11 protein-coding genes and 1 riboswitch are annotated in these 13,253 nt (G+C 65.3%); of the genes, 4 read left to right on the top strand and 7 right to left on the bottom strand.

Going from position 1 to position 13,253, the window contains the following annotated elements:
• Nucleotides 1–90: 90 nt before the first annotated feature.
• Nucleotides 91–975, top strand: a complete 885-nt coding sequence (locus B3446_RS25505; protein ID WP_409558256.1) for an iron chelate uptake ABC transporter family permease subunit — start codon at nt 91–93, stop codon at nt 973–975.
• Nucleotides 972–1,730, top strand: a complete 759-nt coding sequence (locus B3446_RS25500; RefSeq protein ID WP_291386663.1) for an ABC transporter ATP-binding protein — start codon at nt 972–974, stop codon at nt 1,728–1,730. The genes B3446_RS25505 and B3446_RS25500 overlap by 4 nt, the downstream gene beginning before the upstream one ends.
• A gap of 42 nt (nt 1,731–1,772) precedes the next feature.
• Here B3446_RS25500 and B3446_RS25495 read toward each other — a convergent pair whose 3' ends face one another.
• A complete protein-coding gene (locus B3446_RS25495) occupies nt 1,773–3,893 on the bottom strand; it encodes a 5'-nucleotidase C-terminal domain-containing protein (protein WP_291386661.1) in 2,121 nt (706 codons plus the stop codon).
• A gap of 74 nt (nt 3,894–3,967) precedes the next feature.
• Nucleotides 3,968–4,783 (bottom strand): hydroxyethylthiazole kinase, encoded by an 816-nt coding sequence (gene thiM / locus B3446_RS25490; RefSeq protein WP_291386659.1) that lies wholly within the window; start codon nt 4,781–4,783, stop codon nt 3,968–3,970.
• Between the two features lie 31 nt (nt 4,784–4,814).
• A riboswitch (TPP riboswitch) is annotated at nt 4,815–4,946 on the bottom strand.
• A gap of 127 nt (nt 4,947–5,073) precedes the next feature.
• Here thiM and B3446_RS25485 point away from each other — a divergent pair.
• Complete coding sequence (locus B3446_RS25485) at nt 5,074–5,775, top strand: glycoside hydrolase family 19 protein (protein WP_291386694.1); 702 nt, start codon at nt 5,074–5,076, stop codon at nt 5,773–5,775.
• Nucleotides 5,776–6,024: 249 nt separating this feature from the next.
• Here B3446_RS25485 and B3446_RS25480 read toward each other — a convergent pair whose 3' ends face one another.
• The 4 genes from B3446_RS25480 to B3446_RS25465 form a co-directional block, all read right to left on the bottom strand.
• On the bottom strand, nt 6,025–6,474 hold the full coding sequence (locus tag B3446_RS25480; RefSeq protein ID WP_175138322.1) for a PA2169 family four-helix-bundle protein: 450 nt from the start codon (nt 6,472–6,474) through the stop codon (nt 6,025–6,027).
• A 143-nt stretch (nt 6,475–6,617) separates the two neighbouring features.
• A complete protein-coding gene (locus B3446_RS25475) occupies nt 6,618–7,907 on the bottom strand; it encodes a M28 family peptidase (RefSeq protein ID WP_291386657.1) in 1,290 nt (429 codons plus the stop codon).
• Nucleotides 7,908–7,953: 46 nt separating this feature from the next.
• Entirely contained in the window at nt 7,954–8,931 is a 978-nt protein-coding gene (locus B3446_RS25470; RefSeq protein ID WP_291386655.1) for a Bug family tripartite tricarboxylate transporter substrate binding protein, read from the bottom strand.
• A 153-nt stretch (nt 8,932–9,084) separates the two neighbouring features.
• Nucleotides 9,085–10,008 carry a LysR substrate-binding domain-containing protein gene (locus tag B3446_RS25465; protein ID WP_291386653.1) on the bottom strand — a complete coding sequence of 308 codons (924 nt, stop codon included), beginning with the start codon at nt 10,006–10,008 and terminating at the stop codon, nt 9,085–9,087.
• Nucleotides 10,009–10,239: 231 nt separating this feature from the next.
• Here B3446_RS25465 and B3446_RS25460 point away from each other — a divergent pair, with 231 nt between their 5' ends.
• A complete protein-coding gene (locus B3446_RS25460) occupies nt 10,240–12,621 on the top strand; it encodes a DNA internalization-related competence protein ComEC/Rec2 (RefSeq protein ID WP_291386651.1) in 2,382 nt (793 codons plus the stop codon).
• Nucleotides 12,622–12,737: 116 nt separating this feature from the next.
• Here the strand turns inward: B3446_RS25460 and B3446_RS25455 are convergent, their stop codons facing one another.
• A complete protein-coding gene (locus B3446_RS25455; RefSeq protein ID WP_291386649.1) occupies nt 12,738–13,145 on the bottom strand; it encodes a TonB family protein in 408 nt (135 codons plus the stop codon).
• Nucleotides 13,146–13,253: the final 108 nt, after the last annotated feature.

The raw sequence follows: 13,253 nt of genomic DNA, 5'->3' as shown, positions 1-13,253 counted from the left end.
TCTTCGCTTTCCCGCGTGGCCGCACGCCCGCCGCAGACATGGCGTCTTGCCGCGCTGGGCGCCGGTGCGCTGCTCTGCATCGTCGCTTTCATGACGCTGGGCGCGAATGGCCAATGGTCGTTCGTCATTCCCTTTCGCGGCGGCAAGCTGCTGGCCATGCTGCTGGTGGCGTATGCGGTGGCGGTGTCGTCCGTGCTGTTCCAGACCATCACGCACAACCGGATCCTTACACCCGCCATCATGGGTTTCGACGCCCTATATCTGCTGATCCAGGCCGTCGTGGTGTTCGGCTTCGGGCAGGCGGCAGCCACCGCCAGTCATCCGGTCGCCGCCTTCCTGCTGGAAGTGTGCGCGATGACGGCGTTTGCGTGTCTGCTGTTCCGCTGGCTGTTCTCCGATGCTGTGCGCAGCCTGCATTTGATGATGCTGGTGGGCATCATCTTCGGACTGCTGTTTCGCAGCCTGTCGAGTTTCGTGGTGCGGCTGATCGATCCGAATGAATTCCTGGTGCTGCAGGACCGCATGTTTGCCAGTTTCAATTCGGTGCGCGTCGAGTTGCTGCCGATCGCCTTCGGCGCCGTGTGCGCCGCGTCGTTTTTCGTCTGGCGCATGCGCCGGCGCTACGACGTGCTGGCATTGGGGCGGGATATGGCATTGAACCTGGGCGTGAACTATCGCCGCACGCTGATGGTGACCCTGGCGGCGATCGCGGTGCTGGTGTCCGTCTCGACGGCGCTAGTTGGTCCCGTGACGTTCTTTGGTCTGCTGGTCAGCAACCTGGCGTATCAAGCCATGGGCTCGGACAGGCACCGCTACACGGTGCCGGCCGCGACGCTGCTCAGTGTCATTTTTCTGGTGGGCGGCCAGACGTTACTGGAACGTGTGCTGGGGCTGAACACCACGGTCAGCGTGGTGATTGAATTCGTGGGCGGCGTGATGTTCCTCGTCCTGATCTTGCGCAGGGGGCGCCGATGATAGAAATCCAGAACGTCAGCAAGCAATACGGCGACACCGTCGTGATCGACGACGTCAGCCTGGACCTGCCGGCCAGCGGCGTCACCGCCATCATCGGGCCGAACGGGGCGGGCAAGTCGACGTTGCTGTCCATGGTGAGCCGGCTGCTGCCGATGAGCGCGGGCCGCGTGCTGGTGGAAGGGTTGGACGTCACGCGCGCCGACAGCCGGGAACTGGCGCGGCGCCTGGCCATCCTGCGCCAGGACAACCACCTGCCGCTGCGGCTGACGGTGAAGGACCTGGTGGCGTTCGGCCGCTACCCGCACACGGGCGGGCGGCTGACGATGGAGGACAAGGTTCACATCGACCAGGCCATTGCGTATCTGAACCTGGAGCCGCTGGCGGACCGCTATCTGGACGAGATGTCCGGCGGACAGCGCCAGCGCGCGTTCGTGGCGATGGTGCTGTGCCAGGACACGCGCTACGTGTTGCTGGACGAGCCCTTGAACAGCCTGGACATGAAGCATGCCGTCGCCATGATGGGCACGTTGCGGCGCGCGGCGGACGAGCTGGGCAAGACGGTGGTGCTGGTGCTGCACGACATCAACTTTGCGTCCAGCTATGCGGACCGCATCGTGGCAATGCGGCAGGGGCGGATCGCCCGGCACGGCACGCCGGCGGAATTGATCCGGCCCGACGTGCTGAGCGATCTGTACGAACTGCCGATCGACGTGCACGAGATCGGCGGCAAGCGCATCTGCGTGTACTACCGCTGAGGCGGGGCGCCCCATTGCAGGGCGCCCGCCTGATCCAACTGCTTACTGCGTCAGATCGATCGCGTAGCGCGACAGCTGCGTCACCGGATCGGGCGTGGCGTCAAACACCGACACGTTGGTCACGTCATGCGCCGTGGCCATCGCCAGCGTGCCCGGCACCGACGAAAACACCACCGGTCCGGCCAGCGAACTGACCTGCGCGAAACGCCAGCTGCGGTCCAGGCCGTAGGTGGCCAGATCGAGCGTGGGGTTCTTCTTGATGTAGCTGATCAACACGTCGCGGCTGGCGTCCGGCGCCTGCAGCACGATGTCGCCCTTGCCGCCGGCCAGACCGGGGAAGTCGCCGCCACCGCTGGCGCGGTAGTTGTTGGTCACCACCAGGAATTGCGCGTTCAGATCCAACGCCGTGCCGTTGTACGTCAACGTCGTGATCCGCGAGCCCTTGGGCTTGGTCACGTCGATTTCATACTGCAGCGCATTGCCGGCCGCATACAGCACGTCGAAGTTGAACGTCGGAAAGCCGGTGTCGATCAGATCCTGCGGCGCGACCTGTGCTGGGTCGATCTGCTTGAATTGCTCGGCCGTCTTTTCCAGCCATTGGCGCACGATGTCGCCGCTGACCCGCACGACTTGCAGCGTGTTGGGGTACAGGTACAGGTCGGCCGCGTTGTTGATGGCGACGTTGCCTTGCTTTACATACGTGAAGTCGCCGGGACCGTTGCGACCGCCCTTGAACGGCGCGGCGGCCGACAGGATCGGCAGACCGGCGTACGACGGGCTGTTTTTCGCGATGTAGTCCGTCAGGTAATCGATCTGCGCCATGTTCACGATCTGCAGCGCGGACACGTCGCCGGCCAGCGCGTAGTACGTGGCCATGTCGAACTGGCTCTGGCCGATCGGCGTCTTCACGTAGTCGATCGTCGCGGCGTGCTCGACTTGAACCAATTGCTGCGCGGCCGCATCGGGCGCCACGTAGGTCGCCGGCGTGGACCCGCTTTGCGCGGTCAGGCGCGTCGAGATGCGCTGCACCTGCGTTGCATCCTTCTGCACCTTCCAACCCTGGTCATACGCCAGCTTCAGCGTGATCTGGCCGAGGTTGTTGCCCCACTGGCCGGCCTGCACGGTCGGCACGCCATTGATCAGGCCCTTTGCCAGCTCGACGCCGGGTTGCCCCGCAAACTGCGATTTCTCGTTCGTGTCGGGGAACAGCAGATGCTGGTGGCCCGTGATGAGGGCGTCGATGCCGGGCACCTGGCTGAGATAGCCCGCGCCGTTTTCCATGTCCGGGCTGTAGGGCGTGGCCAGGTCGATGCCGCCGTGCGCCAGCGCCACCACCAGGTCCGCGCCCGCGGCCTTCATTTCCGGCACGTAGCGTGCCGCGGTCTCCTTCCAGCCCGTGACTTCCACGTGGCCTTCAAGATTCGCCTTGTCCCACTGCATGATGGGCGGCGGCGCAAAGCCGATCACGCCCACCTTGAGCGGCACGTCGATGGACTTGCCCGCGCTGTCGGTGCCGGTGAAGGTCTTTTCAAGCAGCACATAAGGCTTGAAGATCGGCTGTTTGGAGGCCGCCGACACGACGTTGGCCGACACGAACGGGAACGCCGGGGCCGCGCAATCCTTGGCGCCTGCCGGGTTGGTCTGCGCCGTGCCCTTGGTGATGCCGGCCAGCCCGAAGTCCACATTGGTGATCTGCGACAGATAGGGCAGGCCGTAGTTGAACTCGTGATTGCCCATCGTGGCCGCGTCGTACGACAGCAGCTTCATCTGCTTGTAGATCGCGATCATGTCGGAACACTGCACCGGCGACACCAGTGCCTGGTAATCCGACAGCGCCGTGCCCTGCACCGTGTCGCCGTTGTCCAGCAGCAGCGTGTTCGGATACTGCTTGCGCGCATTGGCGATCAGCGTGGCCGTGCGGTCCATGCCGTAGCTCTTGTCTTCGGCCAGCTTGTAGTAGTCGTAACCCAGCACATTGGCGTGCAGGTCGGTCGTGCCCAGAATCGCGAGGTCCAGCGTCGTGCCTTGCGGCACGCTGGCCTGCGGCGGAGTCTCGGGCGCGGTGGTGTCGTCGTCATCGTCATCGCCGCCGCAGGCGGACAGGCCGGCCACCAGCGCAAAGCTGGCGGTCACTGCAAAGATCGTGCGTAGGTTTGGCTTCACCGTCTTTCCTCCGTGTTGAAGGGAGGAATTTTGGGGACGGTGTGTGACCTACCCGTGACATGCACGGTGTCAAATCAACGCAGCGGGGATTCGCGGGTCAGGCAATCCGCGTCCAGCGCCGCCAGCGCATCCAGGAACCGCCAGGCGAAAGAACCCGGCCCGTCGGCGTGTACCGCGGCGCGCTCGCCCGCGATGCCGAAACACGACAGCGCGGCCACTGCCGCCACATAGGGATCGTCTTTCGATACGGCGGCAAAGGCGCCGACCACGGCGCTGAGCGCGCAGCCGGTGGCCGTCACGCGGGGCATCAGCGGCGAACCGCCCGCAATGCGTACCGCGCGCGTGCCGTCCGTGACGTAATCGACTTCGCCGGTGACCGCCACCACGGTTTTGCGGCGCGCGGCGATGTCGTGGGCCGACTGCTCGGCCTGCGCCACGGCGTCGCGGGCGTCCACGCCCTTGCCGGCGCTGTGGCCGCCGGCCAAGGCGATGATCTCGGATGCGTTGCCCCGGATGATGGCGGGTTCAAGGTCCAGCAGTTGTTGGATGGCATCGCGGCGAAAGGCGGTGGCGTGGTGCGCCACGGGATCCAGGACCCAGGGGGTGCCGGCGTCCACCGCGGCTTGCGCCGTCAGCAGCATGCTCCGTAGCCAGGGCGAAGACAGCGTGCCGATATTGATGACCACCGCGCCGGCAAAGCGCGCGAACTCGGGCGCCTCTTCTTCGGCGTGCACCATGGCGGGCGACGCGCCGATGGCGAGGACCGCATTGGCCGCGTAGTTCATGGAGACGAAATTGGTCAGGCACTGCACCAGCGGCGCGTCGCGGCGGACGGCGGCGAGCAGGTCCTGGGATTGATGGGAGAGGGAATGCAGGTCGGGATGCGTCATGCCGGGCGGTCCTGGGGCGTGGGACGCGCATGCGGCGGCACACGCACCATCCCTACGCCAGCGTTATCTGGATCAGGTTCGACGGGTCGCCGTGCATTGCCTGCCATAGGACGGCAGACCAACGGATTCTCAGCTTCTTGGCGAAGCTCCCCGGGTGGATGGCGTATGTTCCCGGCGGAACCGGGCAGGTGTCAAGCGGCCAATTCGTGCCGGATCGATCCACATACTCAATTTGAGGTATTGGCGGCTGTCACGCCTGGCTCAAAATCATTGACCCGCGTTTGATCGCCGTGATGAATGCACACGCGACGGTATCGGCGGGGCGTGATGACTTCCTATGCAAGCAGGTGACCGCCATGCTGAGTGCAGAACAACTCCAACGCATCTTTCCCAACTGCAAAACCCCCGGTGCGTGGGCCGACGCATTGGCTCCCGCATTTCAGAAATACGAAATCGAAACGCCGGATCGCATCGCCAGCTTTCTGGCGCAAACGGGGTATGAGTCGGGCCAGTACAACCGTATCGAGGAAAACCTCAATTACTCAACCGCCGCGCGGTTGACCAAGGTGTGGCCAAAGCGATTTCCCGATGAGGCGTCGGCCATGCCGTATGTGAACAATCCGCAAGGACTGGCGAATCTGGTGTATGCGAACCGGATGGGCAATGGCGATGCGCAAAGCAACGACGGCTTCCGGTATCGGGGCAGGGGCATCATCCAGCTGACGGGGCGCAGCAATTACGACTCGGCCGGCGACGCCATGGGCGTCAATTTGCTTGAGACGCCCGAATTACTGTCCGATCCGAAATGGGCTGCGCTGAGCGCCGGGTGGTATTGGCAGTCGCGCGGGTTGAATGAGCTGGCGGACGACCGCACGCATGACGATGACCTGGAGGATTTCGCCAGGATCACACGGCGGATCAATGGCGGGCTGGTGGGTCTGAAAGATCGGTTTGCGTTGTTCAAGCAGGTTTACGCCGAGCTGATGCGGTGAAGGCGCAGGTCCGCGTCGGCGCTTGGGACAGCCTTGTTCGGCGTCAGTCGGCACATCCGGAATCGTCAGATCGCGTGTGGCCAGCGTGACTAGGGTTTGCGGACGCATTGAAGAAACTGCACGTCATGCGCCGGCGCATTTATGATCCGGCAAGCTTACGTAGCCGAAGCCATGCAATACAACGCCCGCCCGGCGCATGGAGCGGCGGGCGGGCGGTTTCAATACAACGCGTATTGCAGCTTGAAGTGCTTACGTCGCAGCGCGGAAGCGATTACGCAGATCGCGGATCTGGTCGTGGTTGCGCAGCACGCCCTGATATTGGCGTTCGACAACAGCGCGCACGTTGTCGGGCAGCGTTTCCTTGAGCGCCTTTTCGTAGTCCGCCTTGGCCACGTCCTCGCCCTTCTCGCATTCCTCGAGCAGCGTCAGGTCGGTGCGGCTGGATACCGCCGCCTTGATGTTCGTCCAGCCACGATGCATGGCGCCGGCCACCGTGCCGCTGTCCTCGGGCTCGCCGCCCAGTTGGGTCACCAGGGTTTGCAACTCCGTGGCGCCGGCCGCGCAGTCGCGCGAACGGTTGCGGAACAGCTCCTGCATCTCGGGCGCCTTTGCGTCTTCAGCCGCCGCGGCAAAGCCCTTTTCGCCGTTCTTCGACGTTTCGATCAGATTGTTCAGCACCTTGATTACATGTTCAGCCATGTTGGTCTCCTTGGTTTGGAAGGAACAGGCGGCGCAGGCCGCCTGGGAATTGGAGACTCAGCAAGTGGCGTGCCTGCGTCAGCAAGGGCCAGCGCGATCATTTGGCGGATCGCCTTTGTGATCGTCCTTTCGCGTTAGACACGTCAGACGCGCGGACACGTGGAGCCGGCTTTCAGCGCATCAAGTTTCTCGTCGGTCATCTCCAGCGCCAGCGACGCCATCGCGCAGGTGACCGCCAAGGCGTTGCGCATTTCGTCTTCCCGAATGATGTCCGGCAAGTCACCGCGCGACAGGATATGGCGCACGCGCGATTCGGGCTTCTCGAAGCCTGCCACCAGCCGCAAGGCGGGGATGCCGTGCTTGGCGAAATTGGCGTGGTCGGAATTCGGCATGAACGGCAGCCAGTGCGAGACCGGCACACCAGCGCGCGCCGCGGTGTCATTGACCACGCCCGCCAGCGCCGGATAGTCGCTGATCAGCGCGCAGAGGGTGTCGTCGCCCGCCACGGTGTCCAGATTGATGTCGAGCTTCAGGCGGTCACGCTTTGCAACGGGCATGTCGGCCAGGTAGCGCGCCGAACCGGCCAGCGCCCATTCCTCGGCGGTGAAGAAGCAGATGCGCAGCCCGGGCGTGTCCGGACCCAATTGCCTGGCGAGCAGCCGTGCCGAAGCCAGCGCGACGGCGACGCCCGTGGCATTGTCCAGCGCGCTTTGGCCCAGGTCGTGACCGTCCATGTGGGCGCTGATGACGATACGGCTTTCGCGGCCGCCAGGCAGGTCCAGGACGCCGGCGCACGCCATCGAATCGCGTAGCTCTTCGCCCCGGATATGCAGCCGGACACGTGCACCGGCATCCGCCGTCAATGCCGAAGCCGCCTCGTGGCCGATGTAGGCTGCGGGGATGCCCGCCCCGTCACGAGGACGGCCAGAGGAACCGGACAAGGGGCCGGCGCCCGGCAGCGGGTTGGCGATGAGGAAGGCAGCGGCCCCTTGCGCCACCGCCATGTCGTATTTGCGGCGACGGTGAACGTGCGTTTGCGAGAACGGAAACTCATGGCGCACCAGCACGATCTTGCCGCGCACGGATTCGCCGGCGCGTTCAAAGTCCTCCGGACGGCCCGCGCCCAGATCCAGGATCACGCCTTCCAGCCCCTGTCCGTTCGTGGAGGCCGAGCGCAGCAGGGGTACGCATTCCAGGTCGATGGGCGTGTCGCTCAGCAGCGTCAGACTGCTGGACAGGCAGCGCCACCCGTCGTAGGGCACCGGTACGCGCCGCACGTCGGATCCGATCTCGCGAAGACGGCCGAGTGCCCAGTCCATGGCCGCCTCGTCCTGCCCGGTGCCGGACAGGCGTCCGCCGAAGCCGCAAATGGTCTGGAAATCGCTCATCAGGGCCGCGTCGTCCGCAGCCGCCTGTTGCCAGGGTGTCGTCATGGATGTCTCCGGCGCCGCACGCATGCCGCGCGGCGCTGCAATGTTGTTATTCGAAGGTGATATTGGCGCGCTGCACCAGGTCGGCCCAGCGCGCAAAGTCCTGCGCCAGCAGCGCGTTCAGCGCGGCCGCGCTGGTGTCCGGCGGCAGGTTCATGCCAACGCTGGCCAGTCGCTGCTTGACGGGCTCGGACTGCATGACCTTGGCCATGGCATCCGACAGCTTCTGACGCACGGGTTCGGGCGTTCCGGCCGGAGCAACGAGCCCCCACCAGCTTTGCACGGTCAGCCCCGGATAGCCGAGTTCCTGAAACGTCGGGACATCCGGCGTATCCGCCTGCCGTGCGGGTGACGACACGGCGATCGGCTTGATCTTGCCGCTCTGAAAGAGGGCCACGGCAGAGGCCATGGTGGTAAAGCTGGCGTCGATCTGGCGGCCGGCCAGGTCATTGACCGACGCGGACGCGCCCTTGTAGGGGATGTGCGCGAGCCTGACCTTGGTGTCCTGCATGAACAGCTTGGCCATCAGATGGGTCAACGAACCGTTGCCGCCCGAGCCGATGGAGATGGTGTCCGGCTTGGCGGTGGCGGTCTTCACCAGCGTCGGGACGTCCTGCGCCTCGAACCCGGGATTCACGAACAGGTACATGGGCGACAGGCCCAGCAACGTGATCGGCGCAAAATCCTTCTTCGCGTTGTACTTCACGCGATCCTTGTACAGCGCCGGGACGATGGTGAATGGGACGTCGGCGAGCAGCAGCGTGTAGCCGTCGGGCGCCTCGGTGGCCACATAGGCGGTTCCCAGCATCGAGCCCGCGCCGGCGCGGTTTTCCACGATGACGGACTGGCCCAGCTGGGCGCTCAACTGGTCGCTGATGGCGCGGGCGACCACGTCCGAGCTGCCTCCCGCCGAGTACGGTACGACGATCTTGACGGGCTTATCGGGGTAGGCGGCCGATGCGGTTTGCGCGGCGGCCAGGGCCGTAGGGATGGCCAAAGCGGCCAGCAGTTTTTTCCACTTGAACATGATTTTTATGGTGATCCATGAATGATTCACGTCATTGTGGTGGCTGCATTTTCCACGGGCAAAGGAAGTATGCGCATGGGATATTCCAAATGGGAATACCGAAATCCGGGCGCTTTCGAGCGCGGTGAACTGACGGATCGGGCGCACTGCGCGCTACGCAATTCCCGCGTAGCGCCGCGTTCGAAGATTCAGGTCCCCGCCTTGCGCAATGACCCAGTCGCAGAACGCCTGGCAATACGGCCCGCCGACGTTGGGCCGGGGCTGCATGAGGTGATAGCCGTACCGTCCTTCCACCGTCTCTCCGAACGGCCGGACTAACTGTCCGGATTCCAGATGATCCAGCACCATGCACAACGGCATGATGCCCGCACCCAATCCGTTCAGCACGGCAGGCAGCAGGATCGAAAAACCTTCATACTCTGGCGCCGTGGCAGCAGGGCCGGACCACAGCGGAGCGACGTCGGCTCGCCATTCGTCCCAGCCGTAACCGCGCTGGGCACGCTTGAGCAGCGGCAATTGGGTGATGTCATCCACCGACTTGACGGGATGGCGATCCAGCAGCGACGGCGCCGCGACCAGCGTCATCTCACGGCCGCAGAGATACTGTGCGCTCATGCCGGACACATAGCCCGTATGAAGCTGGATCTCCGCGTCGAACCGCTCGGAGCGATCGCGCGCATGCAGCAGGCGAGGACGGATGTTGACGCGGATCCCGGGGTGCAGCTCGAAAAACTCGGACAACCTGGGCAGCAGGAAAAACTGCGCAAAGGACGGCGATACCGCCACGTTCAGGGCCACGCGCGAGGCGGGATTGGCGACCAGCGCGTCGGCTTCGTCGATAAGGCGCACCGCCGCGCTGATGCGTTCGAGATAGAGCGCGCCAGCGTAGGTCAGCCGCAGGCCGGCGGGCATGCGTTTGAAAAGCGCCGTGCCCAATCTGTCCTCCAGGGCTGCAACGTGTTTGCTGACCGCGCTTTGGGTCAGGTTCAACGCTTCGCCGGCGCGGCTGAAATTTAGAGTTTCGGCGGCGGTCAGGAAGATGCGCAGTGAAGAGAGGGAATTGCGGGTGCCTTTCATGCGGGACGTAAGTGGGTGCTGGGTTTGGGGCTGATTTGGCGTTGATTCAGCGCTGACGTGGCGCTACTGTACTTCGCACGCCCGGACAATGGCGGTTAGCCGAGGTGGATCAATCCGTTCACTGGCTCGTCCGCCGAATCCGCGGCGCCCTACGCTTTCTCTTTTCAGGAGAAAGCCATTACGGGCCGATCGTTCTGCCTTGCGTTCGTGGCCGGCGCGGGGTTGGTGCAGATGTCACCGAGCTTGCCCGGTCCGCTTGTGCTGTGGCTGCTCGCCGCCGTTGGCGCGGCTTCCTGCGCCGCATGGGCGCGCGCCCGGCATCCTTGCCTACGTGTGCTTGCCGCCTTGGCGCTGGGATCCTGCGCCGGTCTTGGCAACGCGGCCCTGCAAGCCCAGCACCGCCTGGAAGACGCGCTGGCCGACGAGCACCAGGATCAGGTCTCGCGGCTGGTGGTGCGTGTGGTGGGGTTGCCCGATGGCGATGCGAACCGGCTGCGTTTCCTGGCGGAGCTGGATTCGTCCGCGCGTCCCGGTATTCCCTCGCACGTCCAGGTCACGTGGCAGGCGGGGGCCGGCGCCAACCAGACCGTGCCGCAGGTGCTGCCCGGTCAGGTGTGGCGCATGGCTTTGGTGTTGCGCAGACCGCACGGCCTGCTGAACCCCGCCGGGCCGGATGCGGAGGGGCGCATGTTTGCCCACGGCGTTCGCGCGACAGGCACCGTGCGCGGACAGCCTGTGCTGCTGGACGACCGGCCATGGGCGTCGCCCGGCATCGCGATCGAACGCGCGCGGCACCACGTGCGCGAAGGCATGCGCGCGGCGCTGGGCGAACATCGTTATGCGCCGGTATTGATTGCGTTGGCGATCGGGGACCAGGCCGGTGTGTCGCGCGACGACTGGCGCATCTTCAACCGCAGCGGCATTACGCATCTGGTGTCGATCAGCGGCATGCATGTGACGTCGATCGCGGGCATTGGCGGTCTGCTCGCATCGGCCTTATGGCGACGATTGCGCTGGCGCGGCGTGGGATTGGCGGAGCGCGTGCCTGCGCGCATTGCGGGCGGGGCGGTGGCGGCGCTGGTTGCGCTGATGTATTGCCTGCTTGCCGGCTGGGGCGTGCCTGCGCGCCGTACGTTCTTCATGCTGCTGGTGGTGTTGGCGGCGGCGCTGTCTCGGTTGCCGCTATCCGGCGGCCGGGTGCTGGCCTGCGCGGCGGCGGCCGTCGTGGCGTTGGACCCGTGGGCGCCGGTAGCCGCGGGCTTCTGGTTGTCGTTCGGCGCGGTGGCGGTGTTGTTGCGCATCGCTTCGGCGCCAATTGATGTTGATGCCGGCTGGCGCGCGCGCTGCGCGACGCGGCTGGGGCAGGCGGTGCGCGTGCAATTGCTGGTGACCGTTGGCCTGATGCCATTGCTGGCTTTTCTGGTGCATCAGGTGTCGTTGGGCTCGCCGTTAGCAAATGCCGTGGCCATACCGGTCGTGACGTTCATCGTGACGCCGCTGGCCTTGCTGTGCGCGGCGCTGTCGTGCCTGCCGGGGGCGGAGACGTTGGCGGCGTGGGCCGGGCAGGCAGGCCTGGACACTTTCGACCTCACCATGGTGCCCGTGTCATGGGTGGGCAATGCAAGCTGGGCCAGCGTGCCGGTTGCGGCGGCTGGTTGGATGTGGCTGCTGCTGGCGGTCGCGGGCATGGCCTGGGCGCTGCAGACGCGCGGCTGGCCAGGGCGTCATCTGGGATGGGTCTGCATGTTGCCGTTGCTGTTCTGGCGGCCGGACAAGCCCGAACCCGGCTACTGGCGCATGAGCGCGATGGACGTTGGGCAGGGCAGCGCGATTCTGGTGGAAACGGCCAGCCAGTCGTTGTTGTTTGACGCCGGGCCGCGCAGCTATGGCGGCAGCGACGCGGGCGAACGGGTAGTCGCGCCGTTCTTGCAGTCCCGGGGGATCGGACGGCTGGATGTGCTGGTGCTGTCGCACGCGGATATGGATCATGTAGGCGGCACACGTGCGGTGCTGGCGGCGGTGCCGGTGGCGCGAAGTTATACGTCTTTCGATCTGCCGGCCTACGTGCGGCGGGACGCTCGGATGTGGCCGGACGTGGGCAACGCGCAGCCGGTCTTGCCCGATGAGATGGTGCGGTGCGAACGGGGAGGGCGCTGGGAGGCCGATGGGGTGGTATTCACCTTCCTGCATCCGTGGCCGTCAGAACGCACAGGAAAGGCGGATGACCGCAATGCCGACAGTTGCGTGCTGCGCGTGGAGGGCAAGGAGCATTCGCTGTTGCTGACGGGAGATGTCGGTGTGGCGCAGGAGCGGGCGCTGGTCGAACAGGGCCTCGCGGATGCCGACGTCGTCCTGGCGCCGCATCACGGTTCGTCGTCGTCGTCCAGCCGCGAATTGGTGGCGGCTTCGCAGGCCAAGCACGTCATCGCGCAGGCCGGGCACCTGAATCGGTTCAAGCATCCGGCGCGGGCGGTGGAGTTGCGGTGGATGCGGGCTGGCGGAAGATTCTGGCGCAGCGACAAGGACGGGGCGGTGATGGCGGAAGCGACGCCGCAGGGGTTGACGGTGTGGGGCCAGCGGGAATCGGCGAAGCGGTACTGGCACGGCCGGTAGACATCGCATGCCAACGTCGTCAGGGCATTCGCCATGCACCGAGTGCGCCGCCACGCGGCAAGCATTCATGCGCCCCACATCAGAAGACTCGGCGGGCCGCAAGCGACGAGTCGATGCTATCGGGTTCGTGTGGCGGGGAATCCTGGTGGCGCATCGCCGTTGAAATGAAACCGGATGGGCAGCGTCAGGTCCTTCCGGTCTTCTGCCATGTCGGCAGAGAAGGGCAGTAACGTGCCGTTGCGCCGGATCATGCCGAGCGTCGCCTCATCCACGGCGTCGCTGCCCGAAGATTCCACCAACTCGACGGTGTCGATCGCGCCGTCTCGAAGGATGGCGATTCGAACCTTGAGCACCACAGGAGAGCTCATCTCGCGGGTAGCCGCCGGGAGCCTGATGCCGCGCAGGATCTTTTGACTGACAGCCTTTTGCCATTCGGCCTGTGTGGCCGGCGATTGCGCCGAGGCAGGCGCTGCAAGGCAAAGCAAAAGGGCAGACATGCTGGCCGCGCGGACACGCCAATTCATTGCGGGAGCTCCTGTTTGACCGGATCCCGCGGAAAGCGGGATGTTTCGCCAGGGAGCATAACGCGCTGGCAAGCGCTTAGCCGTTGCCCGCCATCACCAGGGTGTCAG

This window comes from Achromobacter sp. UBA5777 (assembly GCF_002418565.1).
GTDB lineage: Bacteria > Pseudomonadota > Gammaproteobacteria > Burkholderiales > Burkholderiaceae_B > Achromobacter > Achromobacter animicus.
The sequence above is the reverse complement of the archived record's forward strand: the minus strand, read 5'-3'. Positions and strand labels throughout refer to the sequence as shown.

Excerpts from the sequence above, each read along its gene's own strand:
- B3446_RS25500 (WP_291386663.1), top strand. The coding sequence starts at position 972 with ATGATAGAAATCCAGAACGTCAGCAAGCAATACGGCGACACCGTCGTG.
- B3446_RS25475 (WP_291386657.1), bottom strand. The coding sequence starts at position 7,907 with ATGACGACACCCTGGCAACAGGCGGCTGCGGACGACGCGGCCCTGATG.
- B3446_RS25460 (WP_291386651.1), top strand. The coding sequence starts at position 10,240 with ATGTCACCGAGCTTGCCCGGTCCGCTTGTGCTGTGGCTGCTCGCCGCC.
- thiM (WP_291386659.1), bottom strand. The coding sequence starts at position 4,783 with ATGACGCATCCCGACCTGCATTCCCTCTCCCATCAATCCCAGGACCTG.
- B3446_RS25480 (WP_175138322.1), bottom strand. The coding sequence starts at position 6,474 with ATGGCTGAACATGTAATCAAGGTGCTGAACAATCTGATCGAAACGTCG.
- B3446_RS25455 (WP_291386649.1), bottom strand. The coding sequence starts at position 13,145 with ATGAATTGGCGTGTCCGCGCGGCCAGCATGTCTGCCCTTTTGCTTTGC.
- B3446_RS25465 (WP_291386653.1), bottom strand. The coding sequence starts at position 10,008 with ATGAAAGGCACCCGCAATTCCCTCTCTTCACTGCGCATCTTCCTGACC.
- B3446_RS25470 (WP_291386655.1), bottom strand. The coding sequence starts at position 8,931 with ATGTTCAAGTGGAAAAAACTGCTGGCCGCTTTGGCCATCCCTACGGCC.
- B3446_RS25505 (WP_409558256.1), top strand. The coding sequence starts at position 91 with ATGACGCTGGGCGCGAATGGCCAATGGTCGTTCGTCATTCCCTTTCGC.